Origin of the sequence: Nakamurella sp. (assembly GCF_048594475.1) — a bacterium.
Lineage (GTDB): Bacteria > Actinomycetota > Actinomycetes > Mycobacteriales > Nakamurellaceae > Nakamurella.
Map to the genome: position 1 here is coordinate 1 of NZ_JBMDXT010000529.1, position 18,857 is coordinate 18,857.

Annotated in this window: 19 protein-coding genes; 6 read left to right on the plus strand and 13 right to left on the minus strand. The window is 74.0% G+C overall.

The window, feature by feature from the left end; genetic code table 11:
- The 10 genes from ACOJUF_RS23725 to ACOJUF_RS23770 form a co-directional block, all read right to left on the minus strand.
- On the minus strand, positions 1-614 hold a 614-nt coding region (locus ACOJUF_RS23725; protein WP_420124275.1), incomplete at its 3' end, for a PfkB family carbohydrate kinase.
- Positions 611-1,264 (minus strand): D-sedoheptulose-7-phosphate isomerase, encoded by a 654-nt coding sequence (locus ACOJUF_RS23730; protein ID WP_420124276.1) that lies wholly within the window; start codon positions 1,262-1,264, stop codon positions 611-613. The genes ACOJUF_RS23730 and ACOJUF_RS23725, both read right to left, overlap by 4 nt.
- Positions 1,261-2,487, minus strand: coding sequence for a glycosyltransferase (locus ACOJUF_RS23735; protein WP_420124277.1), 1,227 nt, complete (start codon positions 2,485-2,487; stop codon positions 1,261-1,263). Before ACOJUF_RS23735 ends, ACOJUF_RS23730 begins: the two co-directional genes overlap by 4 nt.
- The gene (locus tag ACOJUF_RS23740) at positions 2,484-3,440 is read right to left on the minus strand and encodes a glycosyltransferase (RefSeq protein WP_420124278.1); all 957 of its coding nucleotides are present in this window, start codon (positions 3,438-3,440) and stop codon (positions 2,484-2,486) included. The genes ACOJUF_RS23735 and ACOJUF_RS23740 overlap by 4 nt, the downstream gene beginning before the upstream one ends.
- A complete protein-coding gene (locus ACOJUF_RS23745; protein ID WP_420124279.1) occupies positions 3,437-4,501 on the minus strand; it encodes a glycosyltransferase family 9 protein in 1,065 nt (354 codons plus the stop codon). The genes ACOJUF_RS23740 and ACOJUF_RS23745 overlap by 4 nt, the downstream gene beginning before the upstream one ends.
- Complete coding sequence (locus ACOJUF_RS23750) at positions 4,498-6,078, minus strand: HAD-IIIA family hydrolase (RefSeq protein ID WP_420124280.1); 1,581 nt, start codon at positions 6,076-6,078, stop codon at positions 4,498-4,500. The genes ACOJUF_RS23745 and ACOJUF_RS23750 overlap by 4 nt, the downstream gene beginning before the upstream one ends.
- Entirely contained in the window at positions 6,075-7,727 is a 1,653-nt protein-coding gene (locus tag ACOJUF_RS23755; protein WP_420124281.1) for a carbamoyltransferase, read from the minus strand. Before ACOJUF_RS23755 ends, ACOJUF_RS23750 begins: the two co-directional genes overlap by 4 nt.
- A gap of 339 nt (positions 7,728-8,066) precedes the next feature.
- Positions 8,067-10,193 (minus strand): catalase, encoded by a 2,127-nt coding sequence (locus ACOJUF_RS23760; RefSeq protein ID WP_420124282.1) that lies wholly within the window; start codon positions 10,191-10,193, stop codon positions 8,067-8,069.
- Positions 10,194-10,229: 36 nt separating this feature from the next.
- Entirely contained in the window at positions 10,230-11,108 is an 879-nt protein-coding gene (locus ACOJUF_RS23765) for an SDR family NAD(P)-dependent oxidoreductase (RefSeq protein ID WP_420124283.1), read from the minus strand.
- Positions 11,109-11,209: 101 nt separating this feature from the next.
- Positions 11,210-12,007 carry an ANTAR domain-containing protein gene (locus ACOJUF_RS23770; RefSeq protein ID WP_420124284.1) on the minus strand — a complete coding sequence of 266 codons (798 nt, stop codon included), beginning with the start codon at positions 12,005-12,007 and terminating at the stop codon, positions 11,210-11,212.
- A 178-nt stretch (positions 12,008-12,185) separates the two neighbouring features.
- On the opposite strand from ACOJUF_RS23770, the gene ACOJUF_RS23775 reads away from it, so the two are divergent.
- Entirely contained in the window at positions 12,186-12,851 is a 666-nt protein-coding gene (locus ACOJUF_RS23775) for a DNA-binding response regulator (protein WP_420124285.1), read from the plus strand.
- Between the two features lie 34 nt (positions 12,852-12,885).
- Here the strand turns inward: ACOJUF_RS23775 and ACOJUF_RS23780 are convergent, their stop codons facing one another.
- Positions 12,886-13,911 (minus strand): YihY/virulence factor BrkB family protein, encoded by a 1,026-nt coding sequence (locus tag ACOJUF_RS23780; RefSeq protein WP_420124286.1) that lies wholly within the window; start codon positions 13,909-13,911, stop codon positions 12,886-12,888.
- Between the two features lie 382 nt (positions 13,912-14,293).
- Here ACOJUF_RS23780 and ACOJUF_RS23785 point away from each other — a divergent pair, with 382 nt between their 5' ends.
- Positions 14,294-14,575 carry an ArsR/SmtB family transcription factor gene (locus ACOJUF_RS23785; RefSeq protein WP_420124287.1) on the plus strand — a complete coding sequence of 94 codons (282 nt, stop codon included), beginning with the start codon at positions 14,294-14,296 and terminating at the stop codon, positions 14,573-14,575.
- Here ACOJUF_RS23785 and ACOJUF_RS23790 read toward each other — a convergent pair.
- Positions 14,572-15,249 (minus strand): GAF and ANTAR domain-containing protein, encoded by a 678-nt coding sequence (locus ACOJUF_RS23790; RefSeq protein ID WP_420124288.1) that lies wholly within the window; start codon positions 15,247-15,249, stop codon positions 14,572-14,574. The genes ACOJUF_RS23785 and ACOJUF_RS23790 overlap by 4 nt on opposite strands.
- Positions 15,250-15,674: 425 nt before the next feature.
- Here ACOJUF_RS23790 and ACOJUF_RS23795 point away from each other — a divergent pair, with 425 nt between their 5' ends.
- Positions 15,675-16,358 carry an HAD family hydrolase gene (locus ACOJUF_RS23795; RefSeq protein ID WP_420124289.1) on the plus strand — a complete coding sequence of 228 codons (684 nt, stop codon included), beginning with the start codon at positions 15,675-15,677 and terminating at the stop codon, positions 16,356-16,358.
- Here the strand turns inward: ACOJUF_RS23795 and ACOJUF_RS23800 are convergent.
- Positions 16,344-17,348, minus strand: coding sequence for a TIGR03557 family F420-dependent LLM class oxidoreductase (locus ACOJUF_RS23800; RefSeq protein ID WP_420124290.1), 1,005 nt, complete (start codon positions 17,346-17,348; stop codon positions 16,344-16,346). The genes ACOJUF_RS23795 and ACOJUF_RS23800 overlap by 15 nt on opposite strands.
- A gap of 138 nt (positions 17,349-17,486) precedes the next feature.
- Between ACOJUF_RS23800 and ACOJUF_RS23805 the strand changes: the two genes are divergently transcribed.
- Genes ACOJUF_RS23805 through ACOJUF_RS23815 form a run of 3 tightly spaced genes read left to right on the plus strand, consistent with a single transcriptional unit; the run spans position 17,487 to position 18,737 of the window.
- The gene (locus ACOJUF_RS23805; RefSeq protein WP_420124291.1) at positions 17,487-17,696 is read left to right on the plus strand and encodes a hypothetical protein; all 210 of its coding nucleotides are present in this window, start codon (positions 17,487-17,489) and stop codon (positions 17,694-17,696) included.
- Positions 17,693-18,028, plus strand: a complete 336-nt coding sequence (locus ACOJUF_RS23810; RefSeq protein ID WP_420124292.1) for a DUF6582 domain-containing protein — start codon at positions 17,693-17,695, stop codon at positions 18,026-18,028. The genes ACOJUF_RS23805 and ACOJUF_RS23810 overlap by 4 nt, the downstream gene beginning before the upstream one ends.
- A gap of 28 nt (positions 18,029-18,056) precedes the next feature.
- Complete coding sequence (locus ACOJUF_RS23815; RefSeq protein ID WP_420124293.1) at positions 18,057-18,737, plus strand: alpha/beta hydrolase; 681 nt, start codon at positions 18,057-18,059, stop codon at positions 18,735-18,737.
- The last annotated feature ends 120 nt before the right edge of the window (positions 18,738-18,857 follow it).

Genomic DNA, 18,857 nt, shown 5'->3' on the forward strand with positions numbered 1-18,857 from the left:
TCGTCCGGCCCGGCGCCGGTACCGACCAGGGCCTGCCGGGCCTCGGCGAGATTCGGGGTGACGAGCGTCGTTCCGGCCACCGGGGGCGCGCCCCGCGGGTGCGGGTCCCAGACCACGGGCACCCGGGCGGCCGCCGCCGCCAGCAGCGAGCGGAGTTCCGGGTCGGCCGTCACACCGGCGCCGTAGTCGGAGACCAGGACCGCGTCGGCGGCGTCGAGGGCGGCGCGGACGGCGGCCAGCGGGACGCCGGTCGGGCGGGCCGGGCCGCCCTCGTCCAGCCGCACCAGGGACTGGCCGGCGCTGCGCACCCGGCTCTTGCTCCGGGTGGGCCCGGCCTGGGTGCAGGCCACGACGGTCGTCCGGCCGGCCAGCAGCTGGATCAGCCGGCGGCCGGCCGGGTCGTCGCCGATCGCCGTCACCAGGGTGACCGCGGCGCCGGACCCGGCCAGCATCAGGGCGGCCAGGCCGGCCCCGCCGGGGGACTCGACCGTGGCGGTGACGTCGATGACCGGGACCGGGGCGTCCGGACAGAGCCGGTCGCTGGTGCCCTCGACCGTGCGGTCCAGGATCACGTCCCCCACGACCACCACCGTGACGGGCGCGGGGCCGCTCATCCGGTCAGCTCCTCGAGGTCCCCACCGGGTCGGCGGACCGGGCGGCGCGGCGCGACCTGGGCCGGGACCGGCGTCGCCGCCGCGAGATGGGCGTCCACCGCCGCGCACAGCGCGTGCACCAGCACCAGATGCACCGCCTGCACGACCGCCGTGGCCGGCGCGTCGACGGCCACCGCCTCGTCGCAACCGGTGGCCAGCGGGTTGGGGGCCGGCCCGGTCAGGGCCCAGGTCCGGATGCCCAGCCCGGTCGCCCGTTCGGCCGCCCGCAGCACGTTGGGGCTGCGTCCCGATGTGGACAGCAGCAGCACCACGTCCCCCGGCCGGCCGTGCGCGGCGACCTGGCGGGCGAACATCTCGTCCGCCCCGTAGTCGTTGACGATGGCGGTGAGGCTGGAGGTCTCGGCCGACAGGCAGATCGCCGACAGCGGCCGGCGCTCGTCCAGGAACCGGCCGACCAGTTCGGCGGTCAGGTGTTGGGCCTCGGCCGCGCTGCCGCCGTTCCCGGCGACCAGCAGCCGGCCACCGTCGACGAGGCGGCGGGCCAGCGTGCGACCCCACCGGTCGACGGTGGCCGCGTCCGCCCGGATCCCGGCCAGCGCGCGGGTCACCTGCTGCTCGTGGTCGAGCAGCCAGGTCCGGGTCGCCGTCATACCGTCACCGCCGGATCCCGGCGGCGGCTCGGCCGCACCACGACGGTCCGGTAGGCCGCGAGGGTGGCCCGGCCGACCGTCGGCCAGCCGTAGCGCTCCTCGGCCCGGGGCCGGGCCGCCCGGCCCAGGGGGGCGCGGCGGGCCGGGTCGCCCCGCTGGCGCAGCTGGGCGGCGGCCAGCGACTCCGGATCCCGGGGCGGGACCAGCAGCCCGGTCATGCCGTCCTCGACCGTGTCCAGCAGCCCCCCGACGGCACTGCCCACGACCGGGCGGCCGCAGCCGGCGGCCTCCAGCGGCACGATGCCGAACGGCTCGTACCAGGGGGTGCAGACGACGACGTCGGCCGCGCGGACCTGTCCGGGCACCGCCCGGTGGTCGAGACCGCCGATGAACCGGACCCGGTCGCCGACGGCCAGCTCGGTCGCGAGCGCCGCGAGGCGCACCGCCTCCGGATCGGTGGGCAATCCGTCGGCCGGCGGGCCGCCGGCGACGACCAGGTGCGCGTCGGGCACCAGGGCCAACGCCCGCAGCACCGTGTCCACCCCCTTGCGCTCGACCAGGCGGCCCAGGCACAGCAGGCGGAACGGCCCGGTGCCCGGCCGCGGGGCGCTCGGCGCCCCGGGCCGGAACAGGTCCAGGTCGACGCCGCACGGCACGACGGTGACGGTGACCGGGTCGACGCCCATTCCGGTCAGCTCCCGCACCTCGTCCGTGCAGGTGGCGATGATCAGGTCGGCCCGCCGGCCGATGAACTGCTCGAACTGCACGCGGCCCGACGGGCTGGTGTCCTTCTCGCCCTGGTGCCGCCGCTTGGTCACACCCAGGGCGTGATAGGTCTGGGCAACCGGGACCCCCAGCGCCCCGCCGGCCCGCAGCGCGGCCAGGCCGGACATCCAGAAGTGCGCGTGCACGACGTCCGGCGGGCCGGTGCGGCGCCAGTGGTCGGCCATCCAGTCGCCGAAACGGCCCATGAACGGCAGCATCTCGTCCTTGGGGATGGGTTCGGGCGGGCCCGCCGGTACCTGCACCACCTGGACCCCGCCGGGCATGGTGACCACCTCGGGGACGGTGGTCCCGTCCCGGCGGGTGTAGACGGTCACCGCGTGGCCGTCCGCGGCGAGCGTCCGCGCGAGCGCCGCGACATGGACGTTCTGGCCGCCCGCATCCACGCCGCCGAGCGTGGCGAGCGGGCTGGCGTGTTCGGACACCATGGCGATTCTCATCGGGCCACCTCCTTGAGCAGGGTTTGCCAATCGGTCAGGAACCGGTCGATGCCGAAGCGCCGCACCGCATATCGGCGGGCATTCGCGCCGTAGCCGGCGGCCTCGGCGGGATCGGCCAGCCAGCGCCGGCCGGCGTCCAGGAGCACGCGCGGGTCGGCACTGACCACGCCGGCGTCGGCCGGCACCGCGTCGTGGGTGGCCGCGGCGTCGACGGCCAGCACCGGCAGGCCGAGCATCATCGCTTCGATGAGCGCCAGACCCAGGCTGGTCCACCGGTACGGGTGCAGGTAGGCCCGGGCGCTGCCCAGGGCCAGGTGCAGCAAAGACTGCGGCACGTCCTCGTGGCGCTCGACCGGGCCGCCGGGCGGTCCCGGCAGGCCGGCCAGCCCCATGCCGAAGACCTCGACCGGCAGTTCGGCGGCGAGCCGCAGCAGCACGTCGGTGCCGGCGACCCGACGGCGGCGTACTGGTTCGTTGACCACCGCGGCGAGCCGCGGCAGCGTGCCCAGGTAGCGGTGACCCGGATCGGGCACCCCGTGCTCGACGACCGTGGTCGGGGCCCGGCCGCAATCCCACATCAGCGCGTTGAACGCGGTGACGTGCGCGATCGGGATGTCGCTGCGCCCGGCCAGCGGGTGCGTGGTGGCGGCGGCGGGTCCGCCGGGCGTGTTGTGCTCGACGTAGACGGCGGGCAGGTCGCGGCCGGCCCGGCGGCCGGTCCAGGCGCGCAGCAGGGCGCCGTCCTGCGGTCGCTGCAGGACGACGACATCCACGCCGGAGCCGTCGATCTCGGCCGGCGTCACCTCCCGGACGGTCGCCGGCCAGGCGAATGTGCGAGCGCGGCCCCGGCCGTCGGGTCCGCGGTCGGGCAGCACGGGCACCAGGTACTCGTCGGGGCCCTGGACGAAGGAGGTGAGCCACGAGCCGTGCACGTGCCAGACGAGGATTCTCATGCCGGCACCGCCGCGGCCCCCCGGGCGGTCCCCGCCCGCGGCCCGGCCGGCGCCAGGGCCGCGACCGCGTCGGCGACCTGGTCCGGGGTTACTCCACCCAGGCACGGGTGGCCGGGCACCGGGCACAGGCGGGCCCGGGTGTCGCGGCAGGGCGCCTCCTGGTCGCCCAGCAGGATCGACGGCACGCCGTACGGTGCCCAGCGCTCGGCCGGCACGACCGGGGCGAACAGCGAGACGACGGGGGTGCCGACGGCGGCGGCGAGATGCGCCGGACCGGTGTTGGCGGCCACCACACAGCGGGCGCCGGCCAGCACCGCGGCCAGCTCGGGCAGGGTGGTCCGCCCGCGCAGATCGATGACGCCGGCGCCGATGTCCGGCTCGGCGGCGCGGTCCGCCGCCGTCCCGGTCACCACCACCGGCCACCCCCGCCGGACGAGCCCGCCGGCGATCCGGCGGGCGTGATCGGGGCGCAGCGACCGGGCCGGTACGGACGCTGCCGGGTGCACCACGACGGCATCGCCGGCCGGGGCCAGATGATCGGCCGGCGGCAGGGGCCGGTGGACCCGCAACCGCCCGTCGTCGCCGGCCGGGAGGACGCCCCCGGCGGCCACGGCCAGGTCGAGGGCCGCGGTCACCTCATGGCCGGGCGGCCGGACGTGCCGCAGGTCCACCAGCGACCCCGGGTAGTCGACGCTGGTGGCGGCGATCCACTCGACACCCGCCCAGCGGGCCAGCAGGGCCATCGGCAGCGGGCTCTGGTGGAACGAGGTGAACACGACGGCCCGGCGGTACCGCCGGGCGGCCAGCTCGGCGATCAGGCGGGCCATGGTCGGGGCCGACAGCGGGGGTGGTCGGAAACCCGTCCAGGGGGCGTCGAACACCAGCACCTCGCGGACGCCGGGCAGCAGGCCGGCGGCGGACCGGCCGGCGGGGGAGACGAGCAGGTCGACCGGGTCACCGGTACCGGCCAGGGCCCGGACGGCCGGTCCGGTCAGCAGGACGTCGCCGTCACTGTCCAGCCGGACGGCCAGCACCGGACCGGAGGGGGGTCGGGCGGTCATCGCGGGCCCCCGGCCGGCCCGGCCGACAGCTGCTGCAGGATCAGTTGCGTCGCCTCCGGGAGGGTCCCGGCGATGGCGGGCGCGGTGGCGATCTCCGCCGCCCGGGTCACCGGGGTCGGCACGAGCACGGGACGGGCGCCGGCCGCGATCGCCGCACCGACGTCCGCGCCGATGTCACCGACCACCGCGCACTGGTACGGCGGCACCCCCAGCCGGCGGGCGGCGTCGAGCACCAGACCGGGCTCCGGCTTGCGGCACCGGCAACCGTCCTCCGGGGCATGCGGGCAGACCTGCCAGGCATCGAAGGGTCCGAGGACGTCCTCCACCCGCCGGTTCACCGCGGTGACCTGGCGGGGGGTGAGCAGCCCGCGCGCGATCCCGGACTGGTTGGACACCACCGCCACGCGCAGCCCGGCCGCCCGTAGCCGGGCGAGCGCCCCCGCCGCCCCCGCGGTGGGCACCACCCGGGCCGGGTCGCCGGTGGAGGGGACGTCGTGCACCAGGGTGCCGTCCCGGTCGAACAGCACCGCCCGCACCGGACCGGGCCACGGGCCGGCGGTGCGGTGCCGCAGCGTGCCGCGGATCCGGTGCCAGACGGCCTGCGGCGGGATCAGCGCGCTGGTCATCAACATCCGGCCCCATTCGCGCCGGCCGTCCCGGCTCGCCGGGGACGGCCCGGGCGCGACCCGCCGGCGGGCGAAATCGGCGGTCAGCAGCGCCGCGCCGGCGAGCGGCCAACGGGCCGCCCCGCGCCGGCCGGTGACCAGCAGGCCGAGTCCGGCGGCCGTCGCCGCCACGGTGATCGCGTGCACCGGCAACCGGCCCCGGCCGGCCTCGGCCCGCCGCCGCCAGGAGCGGCCGTGGCGGCGTCGCATCAGCGCGTCGTCGGCGGTCCCGGCCTGGGCGCGCAGGCTCACCCAGGGTCCGGCCGGTCGCACCGGATGCACGGTGGTGCGCCGGCCGCGCACCAGCCGCCAGCCGGCCTCGCGCACCCGCAACGCCAGATCCGCGTCCTCCCGGTAGGCCCGGGGGAAGCGCTCGTCGAAGCCGCCGACCGCGGCCAGAGCCGCTCGCCGGTAGGCCATGTCGGCGGTGATCCAGCGCGCGTCGGCCAGTCCCGCGGTGCTCCGCTCCCAGTCGGTCGGCCGCCGGTCGGCCGGCAGCGGCACCTCGATCCGGGCCTGGATCCCGCCGTCCACCGGCCCGGCCGCCCAGAGGTCGGCGGCCAGCAACCGGCTCCAGCCGTCGGGCAGCAGCACGTCGTCGTCGAGGAACACCACCCACGGCTCGGACACCGACCGCCAGCCGACGTTGCGTGCGGCCGCCGGGCCGCGCCCGTGCGCGCGCAGCACCGTGAGCGTGGGCCGGTCCGGCCCGGCCGGGATGGCGGGCCGCAGCGGGGGCGAGGGATCCGGCCGGTCGTCGACCAGCACGATCCGGCGCGGGCGCGGGTGGTCGGCGCAGGCGTGCTGCCCGGTCAGCGACGTCAGCAGCCGCTGCAGCGACGGCCGACCCACCGTCGGCACGACGACCGCATAGGCGGCGCCGTCCGGCTCGCGGTCCGGTCCGGTGGTCATGCCGATGCCCCGAACAGCCCGGCCCGGCGGACCAGGTGCGGGCCGAGCACCAGGGCGTCCACCGGGGTGGAGCCGAACAGCTCGAGGGCGTCCCGCGGGTCGTTGACCATCGGCCGCCCGGCCGTGTTCAGGCTGGTGTTGACCAGGACCGGGAGGCCGGTGCGCGAGCGGAACGCCTCGATGGTGGCGCCCAGCCGCGGCTGCCGGGCCGGGTCGACGGTCTGGATGCGCGCGGTCCCGTCCACGTGCACGACGGCCGGGATGCGAGCCGCCCACTCCGGGCGGACCCGGTGCACGAAGAGCATGTACGGGCTGGGCATCGGCCCGCCGGTGAAGATCTCGTCCGCGAACCGCTCGAGCACCATCGGGGCGACCGGCCGGAACTGCTCGCGGCCCTTGATGTCGTTGAGCCGCTCCAGGTTCGACGTGACGCCGGGGTGGGCCAGCAGCGAGCGCTGGCCCAGGGCCCGCGGCCCGAACTCGCTGCGCCCGTCGAACCAGGCGATGATGCCGTTCCCGGCGAGGATCTCGGCCACGTCGTCGGCCAGCGTCGCCGGCGTCTCGAACGGCACCCGGGCGGTGCGCAGGTGGGCGGCCAGTTCCTCGTCGTCGAACCCGGGGCCCAGGGCGGCCGACGGCATCCCCGCGACGGAAAGGCCCTCGTCGGCGGTGAGTTGCAGGGCGGCGCCCAGCGCGGTGCCGGCGTCGCCGGCGGCGGGCTGCACCCAGACGTCGTCGAACGGCGTGTCCCGCCAGATCCGCGAGTTCGCCACACAGTTCAGGGCGGTGCCGCCGGCCAGGGTGAGCAGGCGGCCGCCGGTCTGCTCGTGGATCCACCGGGCCAGGTCGACCAGCACCTCCTCCAGCCGGGTCTGGACCGAGCAGGCCAGGTCGGCGTGTGCGCCGCCCCAGGTCCGGCCGTCGTCGACCCGGCGCGGGGCCCACCGGCTCCAGTCCGGCGGCTCGGCCCGGAAGCCGCCGTCGCCGGTCGCCCGGACCAGGGTCCGCAACTCGTCGAGGAAGCGCGGCCGTCCGTACGAGGCCAGGGCCATCACCTTGTACTCGTCGCTGGACCGCAGGAACCCCAGATGCTCGGTCAGCGACTCGTACAGCAGGCCGAGCGAGTGCGGAAGCTCCTGGGAGGCAAGGACCGTCAACCGGCCATCGGTGTAATGCCCGGCCAGATGGGACGCGCGTTCGCCCCGGCCGTCGAGCACCAGGACGCCGGCCGCCCGGTCCCCGCAGGCGAGCGCGGCCGAGGCCGCATGCGCGACGTGGTGGGGCACGAACCGGACGCGCTGCGGGTCGAGCCCGGGCAGCGCGGTGGCCAGGAACTGGGGCGCCTGCTGTGCGTAGGTCACCCGCAGGTGGTCCCACGGGTCGAACAGGCCCATCTCGTCCGCCGGCTTGGCCAGGGCCGGGTCGAACGAATACCCGACGGCGTCCAGATCCTGCGGCCGCAGCCCGGCATGCTGCAGGCACCAGCGCATCGCCTGCTCCGGCAGCTCCCAGGCGGCGAAGGGCACGGGGCGCTTGCCGTGCTTGCGCCGGCTGAAGCGTTCCTCCTCGGCCGCGGCGACCACCGTGCCGTCGATCACCAGCGCGGCGGACGGGTCGTGGAAGAGCGCGTTCACTCCCAATACACGCACGGCTTCGCTCCCTGGAATGGCGACGGGGACCGGCTCTCTCGACGGACCACGCGGGTCCGGGCCGGAATCGTTGACGGCTATGGTTGCCGCCCGTCCGGCCGCCTAAACCTGCCCGGTCGGCGCTGACCTGCACTTCTCGTCGGTGCGGTCCTCGAGCGACGGTGGTGGCCGGTCCGCGGAGCCTTCCCGGCGGGTCGCGGATGTCCGGTCACGAAGAGGTCGGCCCGGCCGGCTCGTGGCTGAACCGGCCGGGTCTGGGGAACGCCGGCGTCCCGGGGTTGCCGGTTCCCTGCCTCTAGATTCCCCGGCGGTTCTCGCCGGGAAACACGCTCGGATCGATCAGCTTTCGCCGAAGGTGCCGGCCATCACCCGGTCGGCCCTGGCCCACACCCGGTGCCGCCCCAGCGCGTCGATCAGCGCCGCCGCGGTGTCCTTGACGGCTGTCCGGCCGGCCGGCCCGCCGAGCAGGATGCCCGGCGCGGTGAGGTCGATGCCGGCGTCGGCCAGCACGTCGCCGCCGTCGCCCCACCCGCCGAGCGGCTTGCAGTGCCGGAACGCCTCCTGCAGCAGCACGGTGAGCTTCACGTCCCGCAACCCGGCCAGCCCGTCGGCGACCAAGATCGCGTCGAACTCGACCGATCGGGTCGTGAGCAGCGTGCGGTCCACCACCAGCCGCGTCGTGCCGTTCCCCAGCTCCCCGCCGGCGGCCGAGATGACCCGCAGCACGGCCCCTTCGGCTCGGAGGGCGGTGCGCAGGGCGCGGACGCCGGCCAGGTCGGCGGCCGGGCCGGCCACGACGCCGACCACCCGACCGGCGATCGGTCCGGGCTCGGTCACGACCTGCGACAGCGCGGGGGAGGGCACGACATCGGCGGCCGGCCGGCCCGCCGGCGCCGGCAGTCCCAGCCCGGCCGCCACGGCCGCGCACAGCTCGCCGTCGATCTCGGCCAGCACACCGAGCATCCGCTCCTTGACCGTCCGGTGGAACACCTTGCCGAGCTCGAAGGTGAAGGCCTCCACGATGTGCACACGTTCGATGCCGGTCATGCTCAGCCAGAACTGACGGGCCTGGCTGAAATGGTCGTCGAACGAGACCGGATTGGCCCGCACCGCCCGGCCGTTGATCGGCCGGGGCGTCTGCACGTAGCCGCCGTCGGCCGCCGACGCGGGCCGCGGCGCATCGTCGTCGAGGCTGTTCGGCAGGTAGGGGGCCAGGCCGGTGTGGATGGCCATCTGATGCATCCCGTCGCGCAGGTTGTCGTTCACCGCCGCGTGCGGGCAGTTGATCGGCAGCTGGGTGAAGTTCGGCCCGCCCAGCCGGGTCAGCTGGGTGTCCAGGTAGGAGAACAGCCGGGCTTGCATCAGCGGGTCGTCGGTCACCTCCACCCCGGGCACCAGATTGCCGGTGTGGAAGGCGACCTGCTCGGTCTCGGCGAAGTAGTTGGTCGGGTTGCGGTTCAGGGTGAGCCGGCCGATCGGCTGGACCGGCGCGAGTTCCTCCGGAACGATTTTCGTGGGGTCGAGCAGGTCGATGCCCTCGAAGGTCTCCTCGTCGGTGTCCGGGAAGACCTGGATGCCCAGCTCGTACTCCAGGAACGCGCCGTTCTCGATGCCGTCGGCCATGTCCCGCCGATGGAAGTCGGGGTCGGTGCCGGCGGCCAGTTGGGCCTCCTCCCAGACCAGGGAATGCACGCCGGCCGCGGGCTTCCAGTGGAACTTGACCAGGCAGGTGTCGCCGCCGGCGTTGACCAGGCGGAAGGTGTGCACGCCGAACCCCTCCATCGTCCGGTAGGAGCGCGGGATACCCCGGTCGGACATCGCCCACATCACGTGGTGGGTGGCCTCGGTGTGCAGGGAGACGAAATCCCAGAAGGTGTCGTGCGCGGTCTGGGCCTGCGGGATCTCCCGGTCGGGATGCGGCTTGCCCGCGTGGATGACGTCGGGGAACTTGATGCCGTCCTGGATGAAGAAGACGGGCATGTTGTTGCCGACCAGGTCCATCACGCCCTCGGCGGTGTAGAACTTGACCGCGAACCCCCGCACATCGCGGACGGTGTCCGCCGACCCCCGGGATCCCAGGACGGTCGAGAACCGGACGAAGACCGGTGTGCTGCGGCCCTTCTCGGCCAGGAAGGGGGCCTTGGTCACCGCGGCCGCGGTGCCGTAGGCCTCGAACTCGCCGTGCGCCGCCGCGCCCCGGGCGTGCACCACCCGCTCCGGGATCCGTTCGTGGTCGAAGTGGGTGATCTTCTCGCGCAGGTGGAAGTCCTCCAGCAGCGAGGGTCCCCGCGGGCCGGCCTTGAGCGAATGATCCGTGTCGGGCAGCCGGATGCCCTGCGCGGTGGTGAGGTAGTCGCCGCTCTGGCTCCGCCGCTCACCGGGGGACAGGGCCGATCGGCGGCTCGAACGGCCGGTGGGGCCCAGGTCTTTCGGTGCGGCCTGGTCCGGTTGACGCTTCGGGGGCATGGGATCTCCTTCGGCTGCTTCGTCGGCGCGATGGCGTCAGCAGTTCCCGACCGGCTCCCCGGCCACACCCCCCGACCCGGCGTCCCGGTCGACCGCGGGGCCGGCGGCGCGGTTGTCCGGGGCGGTCCCTGCGGGCACCGTCATCCGGGCGTGCGCCGACGCCGCGAGGGTCTCGGGCATCAGCCGGGCGGCGACGCTCTGCACCCGGTGACGGACGGACCCGGCCACCACGTGGTCGTCGCCCGCGACCAGCGCATCGACGGCCTGCCGGGCGACGCCCGCCGGGTCGTCCTTGTCCTGGTCGTCCACCGGGGTGTCCTGCATGCCGGCCCGGTCGAAGAAGGTGGTGTCGGTCGGACCGGGCATCAGCGCGGTCACGCTGACGCCGGTGTCCTTGAGCTCGTACCGCAGGGCCTGCGCGAAGGACTGCACGAAGGCCTTGGACGCCGCGTACGTCGCGTAGAACGGCCCGGGCATGGTGGCCGCGACGGAGGAGGTGAACAGGATCCGGCCCGATCCGTGGGCGATCATCGGAGGCAGCAGGAGCTTGGTCAGGTGGACCGCCGACGTGACGTTCACCGCGATCACCTCCAGATCGCCCGCCAAGGACGTCCGCGCGAACGGGCCCGCGTGGCCGACCCCGGCGTTGATGGCCAGGACGTCGATCGGCACCGCGATCTCGTCGACGGCGCGGGCCAGTTCCTCGACCCCGGCGGCCGTGGCCAGGTCGGCCTGCACGGCGCGTGTCCACCGGCCCCCCTGCGCCAGCTCGGCCGACACCCGATGGATGTCGGGGTCCTCGGCGCACAGCACGAGATCAAAGCCCCGGTCGCCGAATTCGGTGGCCAGGAACCGGCCGATGCCGCTGGAGGCACCGGTGACGACGGCAATCGGAGCGAGCGGGGTCGAGGTCATGCCGATGAGTTCCGCCCGGCGCCCGCGGCCAAACCCGCGGCGGTGTCGCCCGCCGGGTTTGATCCCGGGCGAGGTGCGGAACCCGAATCCCCGTGCCGTCCTCACCCGTTCCTGCGGTGCAGCCCGGGCAGATCGCCGGTCCGGGTCAGCACCCCCGCCAGCTCGGCCATCTTCACGTTCTCGTCCTGCGACATCCGGCGCAGGGTGGCGAAGGCCCGGTCGGCCGCGATGCCGTAGCGCTCGACCAGCCGCCCGATGGCCTGGCCGATGACACCCCGGTTGACCATCGCCCGTTCGAGGTTGGCCCGCCGGTCGGCCGCATCCAGCAGGACCGACAGGTGGGCCGCCATCGTGCGCAGATGGTCGATCGCGGCCCCGTCGGGCGCGACCGGCTCCGTGCCGTAGGTGGACAGCACGCCCAGCGAGTGGCCGGCATGCAGGCGGACGGCGGCGGCGGACCGGGCCCCGAGCGCCGCGACCTGCGTCTGCCAGGCCGGCCAGCGCCCGTCGCCGACCAGTGGGGACACCGTCACGAGTCCGGCGGCCAGCGCCTCGCGGGCAGGCCCCTCGCCGATCTCCCACTGGATCGGATCGCAGACCTGCGCGAGCGGGCTGCTGCCGGTCCACGTCCCCCAGACGCCGGACGGAAGGCGGCGGGCCACGGCGGCCGACGACCAGGGGCCACCGGCCAGGGCCAGCTCGAGCAGCAGCCGGGCGCCCGCCTCGGGCGGCTGGCCGGTGGCCGTGCGGACCGCCTCGGCAATGGCCAGGGCCGACAGATCGAGCCGAGCGGAAGGACTCTCGCCGTCGCCGCGGCGGTGGGTTCCGGCGGCGCCGTCCGTCACCGGGCTGGTCACGGTCGCGCCGTCGAGGTTCCCGGCGCCGTCAACAGGCGTCACCGCATCGGTCATGCGGCCGACCGCCGGTTCGTTCCCCCGGGGGCATCCCGCATCGTGTCACCGTCCTCCCGTTCCCGATCCGAGCGTCCGGATCCGGCCGGGACCACCGGCCGGATTCAACAGAACACGCCCCCAGGGGTGGACCGGCACACCCCTAGGGAGGTTTACCGTGAGTGAGATGACCGCACCGACCGCGCCCGTCCGGATCGCCCTGATCGACGACTACGACGTCGTCGTCTACGGGCTGGCCCACATGCTCGCGCCGTTCCGGGACCGGGTCGAGGTCGTCGAGCTGGACATCAAGGAGCCGGTGTCGGTCGACGTCGACATCGCCCTGTACGACACCTTCGCCCAGCCGGAGTCCGATCGCTACGACTTCCGCACGTTGCTGGGCAATCCCCACGCTGGCAAGGTCGTCATCTACACCTGGAGCTTCGACGCGGCCCTGGTGGCCGCCGCGCGGCGGCAGGGGGTGCACGGGTATCTGGCCAAGTCGCTGCCGGCCGGGCATCTGGTGGACGCGCTGGAGGCGGTCCGTGACGGAGAGACGGTGATCAGCGTGCCGCAGAAGCGGGTCAACAGCACGCCCGGTCTGGACTGGCCGGGCCGCGACCAGGGCCTGACCGACCGCGAGTCCGAGATCCTCGCCCTGATCACCCAGGGGCGGAGCAACGCCGAGATCGCCGCGCTGAGCTACCTGAGCCCGAACACGGTGAAGTCCTACATCCGCACCATCTACCGCAAGATCGGGGCGGGCAGCCGCACTCAGGCGGTGCTCTGGGGGGTGAACCACGGGTTCGCACCGTCCGGCCACCGGATCGATACCTGGCAGCCCGCGACGTGACCGGGCATGCGGCGACCGGAGACGCCGGCTCCGGTCACCGCCGGTCGTCGCCGTCCCGGCGCAGTTCCCGGGCCCGCGCGACGTCCTGGGCCTCCTGCCGTTCCCGCTTGTCCACCAGCTTCGTGTCGCGCAGCGGCAGCTGGATGTCCTCTTCGGCCGAGATGCCGGCCTGCAGCTGGCGGCCGCGCTCCATCTCGGCGTCCAGTTCGGCACCGAAAAGCAGGGCCAGGTTGGTGATCCACAGCCACAACAGGAAGATGATCACGCCGGCCAGTGACCCGTAGGTCTTGTCGTAAGTGGCGAAGTGGGCGATATAGAAACCGAACAGCGCCGATGCGATCACCCAGACAACGATGGCGACCAGGGCCCCGAGGCTGAGCCAGCGAAACTTCGGCTGGCGCACGTTCGGCGTCGCGTAGTACAGGATGGCGATGGCCAGGGCGGCCAGCGCCAGCAGGACCGGCCACTTGACGATGCTCCACACGGTGACGGCGGTGTCGCCCAGCCCGATCGCGTCGCCGATCGCCCGGGCCACCGGCCCCGAGACCACCAGCCCGATCGCGACCAGCCCGGCCAGCACCACGGCGCCCAGGGTCACGAGCATCTGCAGCGGACGCAGCTTGTAGAACGGGCGCCCCTCGTCGACCTCGTAGATCCGGTTCATCGCTCGGCCGAACGCGCCGACGTACCCGGACGCCGACCACAGGGCGCCCAGAACGCCGACCACCAGCCCGATCCCGGTCGCGGGGGAGCGGGTCAACGCGTCGATCTGGTCCTGGATGGTGGTGGCGGCGGAGCCCGCACCCACCTCGGTGAGCGCGTCGGTCAGGGCCTGGGTGTTGCCGGCCTGGCCGACCAGGCCGAGCAACGAGACCAGGGCGAGCAACGCCGGGAACAGGGCCAGGACGGCGTAATAGGTCAGGGACGCGGCCAGGTCGGTGCAGTCGTCCGACGAGAACTCCCGGACGGTCTTCCGCACGATGAACCGCCAGGAGCGCTTGGTCAGGTCGGTGGGACTGTCCGGCTTTTCGGCAGCTTCGGGTGGGGGTGCCTGGCTCATGGAGATCGGTCCTCTCGAGTCCTGCTGCCTGCCGGTCGGCGAGTCAGCCGCGGGCGCCCACTGTGGTCCCCGGTTCCGGCCGGTGATAACCCCTTCCCCGGGGCGGTATTCGCGGCGCACGGTTGCGGTCCGGAGTCCGGTCGATCACAGTGGACCGATGGGGGCCGATCGTGGTCCGTCGGACCGGGCCCGGGGGCGCGAACCGACGGCGACCGGACGGCGGGACGCTGTGCTCGCCGACAGGGACGATCCGTGCGCTACGCGGCCGGCGCTCGGGGCGGGGCCGGCGGGGGGCGCCGGGACGATGCGCGGCGAGATCGAGCCGGCATTCGCGGACGGAACGGAGGGTCCGGAATGGGCCGTTGCGACGTCGAAGGCGGCCGTGTTCAAAGCGCTGGCGCATCCGGCCAGGGTTCGGGTGCTGGACAGCCTGGCCGGCGGAGAGCGGTCCGTCGGCCGGCTGGCCGACGAGCTGGGGATGGAGATCTCGCACCTGTCCCACCACCTGGCCGTGCTCCGCCGGATCGGGCTGGTGTCCGGCCGTCGGGAGCGCAGCGTCGTCTTCTACGCACTTCGCCACCCGCAGCTGACCCGCCGGCTGGGCTTACTGGCCGGTGAGGTGGTGCGGGACGGGGCCCGGGGACCACGGGGTGGAGCTGGCTAACGAGGGAGTTCTCCGGTCCGGGTGACCGCCTCGGCGATGTCGGCCAGCTTGCGGTTCAGGTGCTGGCTGCTGGCCACCAGTCGCTGGAAGGCCTCCTCGTCGGTGATCCGGTGGGCGTACATCAGGATTCCGATGGCCGTTCCGATCAGCCGGCTGCTGGCCAGCGCGCGCTGCAGGTTGGCGACCTGCCGGGTGGCTCGCACGTACTGCAGGAGCGTCTGGGCGTGCGTGGCGAACAGGATGCTGACATCCAGATCCTCGTCCTGGAGGGTGGACGGATGCGGACCGTAGAGGTTCAGCGCGGCCCGCGGCGTCGCCGGGCTGATGGTCAGCGACAGCGCCGAGCGGACAGGCGAACCGGCGGCCGTGGCGGCGCTGAAACGGGGCCACCGGCGATCGGTCCGCAGATCGGGAATGCTGTACAGGCCGTCGGTCTCGACCGCGGACACGCACGGGCCCTCGCGCAGCAAGTACTGCACCCGGTCCACGAGCAGGGTGGTCGGCGAGCTGGCTGCGGCGGTGACGAAACCCCGACGCGTGGAGTACTGGGTGACGCCGGCCCAGTCGCACCCTTCGATGACCTCCGGAGCGAGGTCGACCAGGCGCTGCAGCGCCTCCTGGGTGTTTCTGGACTCGGTCAACCGGGCCGAGAGCGCATTGAACTGGTCGGCCAACTGGGCGGCGGCCGCATTCGAAGCGAGAGGGCACTCCGCGTTCCGGCTGTTCTCTCCGGCGGCCGTGCCCGAAAGATCCGAACCGTCCACGAGTGATCGCCTCCTCCGCCTCGACCGTCGTCGCGACTGCGGCGTCCGATTTTACCTTTCGGTTGACGGACTTTTCAAACCATGTCACGGTCCGTCGGCACCGATTTCAGCCGTCGGCCGAATGAGTGGCGCTGTACCGCAGGCACTTCGGTCACAGTCACGATGCGGCACGGTGAGGTTGGCCATTGACCGGCCGGGCGGCCCACCGGTCGAGCGTCGGGCGCGCCCTTCGGCATCGTCGACCGTCCTGATCCCCTTCGGGTCCGGTTGCGGCCGCGCCCGGGCGGGAACTGTGTGCGGCGACCCGGCCGGACGGCCGGCTCCGAGGAGGGCCCGTGGCCGACACCGCGATCTTCGACATCGACGGCACCCTGGTCGACACCAACTACCAGCACGCGCTGGCCTGGTACCGCGCCCTGCGCCGGTTCGACCTGACCGTCCCGCTCTGGCGGATCCATCGCGCCATCGGCATGGGCGGCGACCAGATCGTGACCCATCTCGCCGGCGAGGAGGTCGAACGGCGCATCGGTGACGCCCTGCGCGATGCCTCGGGCCGGGAGTTCGCCCCTTTCGTGGACGAGGTCGCTCCGTTCGCCGGGGCCCATGACCTGCTGGTCGACGTGCGCCGACGCGGATTCCGGACGGTGCTGGCCAGCTCCGGCAAGGAACAGGACATCGAGCACATGTTGGACCTGCTCGACGCGCGCGACCTGGCGGATGCCTGGACCACCTCGGCCGACGTGGAGTCGACCAAACCGGCACCGGACCTGCTGGAAGTGGCGACGGCCAAGGTCGACGGCACGGCGGCGGCCATGGTCGGGGACGCCACCTGGGACTGCATCGCCGCCGGCCGCCTGGGAATCCCGGTGCTGGCCGTGCGGACCGGCGGGTTCTCGGTCGACGAACTGAAAGAGGCGGGCGCCGCGATGGTGTTCTCGTCGCTGGACGAGTTGCGGGACCGGCTGGACGAGACGCCGCTCGCCCAGGCCGGCCCGCCGGGCCGATCAGCCGCCGGCTGATCCGGCGATGCCGCGGATCGCGCGGATGATGTCACCCGACGCTTCGAAGAACTCCGCCTGTCGCTCGTCGCCGATCTGCACCAGGGCCAGGTCGGTGTACCCGGCGCGGACGAACGCGGTCGCGGCCGCGACCACGGCGCCGAGGTCGTCACCGCACGGGATCTGGTCGGCCACGTCCGACTCGCGCACCGTGGCGGCGGCGTCGGCGAAGGCGGCCGTCCCCGGCAGTTCGGCGTTGACCTTCCAGCCGCCCAGGCTCCAGCGGAACAACTCGTGGGCGCGGCTCACCGCCGCGGCCCGGTCGGCTCCCCAGGAGATGGGCAGCTGGCCGACCTTACGGGACGGACCGGAACCCGCCCCGGCCTCGGAGCCGGCGCGGGCCGAGTCCCACCACGAGGCCAACTCCGGATTCGGGTCGATGCCCACCATCACCTCGGCCAGCGGCGCGAACAGCTCGCACGACTGGCGGCCGGACACCGCGATGCCGACGGGCACCCGCCGTTCCGGCAGGTCCCACAGCTTGGCCGAGTCGATGCGGAAGTGCCGGCCCTGGTAGGTGAGGTACCCGCCGTCGAACAGCCGCGCGATGATGGTGGCCGCCTCCACCAGTCGTTCCTGACGCAGGTCGGCGGACGGCCAGCCCGTGCCGACCACGTGCTCGTTGAGGGCTTCACCCGAGCCGAGTCCGAGCGTGAACCGGTTGTCGGACAGGATCTGCAGCGTCGCCGCCTGTTGCGCGACGACGGCCGGGTGATACCGGTACGTCGGTGCGGTGACGTAGGTCATCAGTCCGATCCGCCCCGTCGCTCGGGCGACCGCGCCCAGGGTCACCCAGGCGTTGGGGGAGTGGCCCATCTCGTCGAGCCAGGGAAAGTAGTGGTCGCTGCTCACGGCGAAGTCGAAGCCGGCGTCCTCCGCGGCGACGGCATGGCGGACCAGCTCGCGCGGGCCGCTCTGTTCGGTCATCAACGTATATCCCACGGAAACCATGACCGTGCTATGCCCTGGCCTCCGGCCGCTGAAACACCTTCCCCGTCAGCATGAATCGAGCCGACCGGGACGGTGCGGCGGGTTTGGTCCGCCTGGTTCCGGGGAACGGAAGCGGGTCGAGGAGTGAAGGAGGTCGCAATGTCGAACGAACCGAGCGCCCCGCAGGACGGGACCGGGCCGGGGTCGGGTGACCGGGCGGTCGATGCCGAGCGGTTCACCGCGCGGGGTGAGGCCGCCGAGCGAGCCGCATTCCGCGGCGACGGTGCCTACAGCGGCGGTGAGTTCGCCGGTGGGGCCGATCGCGGCCGGCCCGCCGGCGACGTGGAGCCGGCGGATCCAATGCCATGAGCAAGGACCTGAGCACCAGCAAGAACCGCAAGAAGCTGGACAAGAAGTCCTTCGCGTTGCCGGGCAAGCGCAAGTACCCGATCCCGGACAAGGCTCACGCCCGCAATGCGCTGGCCCGGGTCGCCCAGCACGGCACCGAGGAGGAGCAGCGCACCGTTCGGGCGGCCGTCCACAAGAAGTTCCCGAGCATCGGCCGCAACGGCACGACAGGCCCCACGGCCGGGAGCGGCACGAAGGGCGGGAGCGGCACGAAGGGCGGGAGCGGCAAGAAGGGCGGGAGCGGCAAGAAGGGCGGGAGCGGCAAGAAGGGCAAGAAGGCGACGAAGTCCTGACCCCGGCGCGGCCGGTTACCCTGGCGGCGTGTCGAGCGATTCCGAGCTGCCCGTCCACCAGGTGCGGTGGCTGGGGCGGCCCCGTCCGGACGACCCGGCGGTCCCGACGCTGATGCTCCTGCACGGGTTCGGGTCGAGCGAGAACGACATGATCGCCGTGCTTCCCGCGGTCGGCCTGGTCCTGCCCGGGGTGACCGCGCGGGTCGTGGCCGTCCGAGGCCCGTACCCGGCCGGCGGGCGGCGTGGGCACGCGTGGTTCCCCGGTCCGTTGCTGGAGCAACCACCGCTGGCCGACATCGCCCGAACCGGCGAGCTGATCGCCCGGGTGATCCGCCGGTACGCGACATCGGCACTGCTGCTGGGGTTCTCCCAGGGCATGGCCGCCGCGATCACCACCATGCGGCGACACCCCGACCTGGTCGACGCGCTGGTCGGGCTCAGCGGATATCTCTACGACGACGCGCATCCGGGCGACCATCAGCTCGAGGTGATGGCGACGTCGGGGCACGGCGTGCCGGCGTTCGTCGGCTACGACCCGCAGGACCCGCGAGTGCCGGGAGTGGCGCTGCGGCAGGCGGTCACGTTCCTGCGCGCCCACTCCGCACTCGAGGAGCGGACGTATCCCGGCCTGGGCCACAGCATCTCGATGCCGGAGATCGCCGATGTCGCCCGGTTCCTCCGCCGCCGGCTGGACCGGCGGGCATCCTGAGCGGCCGCCGCGGCGGGCGGGGGGGGGCGCCCGGGCGGGGGGCGGGGCGGGTGGCGGGCGCCGGGCCCGGCCGCGGGGGGGGGTTCCCGGGGCGGGGGGTCCCGGGCCCGCCGGGCGGGG

What these genes read in the sequence shown, in the direction of transcription:
- ACOJUF_RS23730 (WP_420124276.1), bottom strand. Translation starts at nt 1,264, where the DNA reads ATGACGGCGACCCGGACCTGGCTGCTCGACCACGAGCAGCAGGTGACC.
- ACOJUF_RS23810 (WP_420124292.1), top strand. Translation starts at nt 17,693, where the DNA reads ATGAGCAAGGACCTGAGCACCAGCAAGAACCGCAAGAAGCTGGACAAG.
- ACOJUF_RS23745 (WP_420124279.1), bottom strand. Translation starts at nt 4,501, where the DNA reads ATGACCGCCCGACCCCCCTCCGGTCCGGTGCTGGCCGTCCGGCTGGAC.
- ACOJUF_RS23775 (WP_420124285.1), top strand. Translation starts at nt 12,186, where the DNA reads ATGACCGCACCGACCGCGCCCGTCCGGATCGCCCTGATCGACGACTAC.
- ACOJUF_RS23800 (WP_420124290.1), bottom strand. Translation starts at nt 17,348, where the DNA reads ATGGTTTCCGTGGGATATACGTTGATGACCGAACAGAGCGGCCCGCGC.
- ACOJUF_RS23760 (WP_420124282.1), bottom strand. Translation starts at nt 10,193, where the DNA reads ATGCCCCCGAAGCGTCAACCGGACCAGGCCGCACCGAAAGACCTGGGC.
- ACOJUF_RS23750 (WP_420124280.1), bottom strand. Translation starts at nt 6,078, where the DNA reads ATGACCACCGGACCGGACCGCGAGCCGGACGGCGCCGCCTATGCGGTC.
- ACOJUF_RS23805 (WP_420124291.1), top strand. Translation starts at nt 17,487, where the DNA reads ATGTCGAACGAACCGAGCGCCCCGCAGGACGGGACCGGGCCGGGGTCG.
- ACOJUF_RS23735 (WP_420124277.1), bottom strand. Translation starts at nt 2,487, where the DNA reads ATGAGAATCGCCATGGTGTCCGAACACGCCAGCCCGCTCGCCACGCTC.
- ACOJUF_RS23765 (WP_420124283.1), bottom strand. Translation starts at nt 11,108, where the DNA reads ATGACCTCGACCCCGCTCGCTCCGATTGCCGTCGTCACCGGTGCCTCC.
- ACOJUF_RS23780 (WP_420124286.1), bottom strand. Translation starts at nt 13,911, where the DNA reads ATGAGCCAGGCACCCCCACCCGAAGCTGCCGAAAAGCCGGACAGTCCC.
- ACOJUF_RS23740 (WP_420124278.1), bottom strand. Translation starts at nt 3,440, where the DNA reads ATGAGAATCCTCGTCTGGCACGTGCACGGCTCGTGGCTCACCTCCTTC.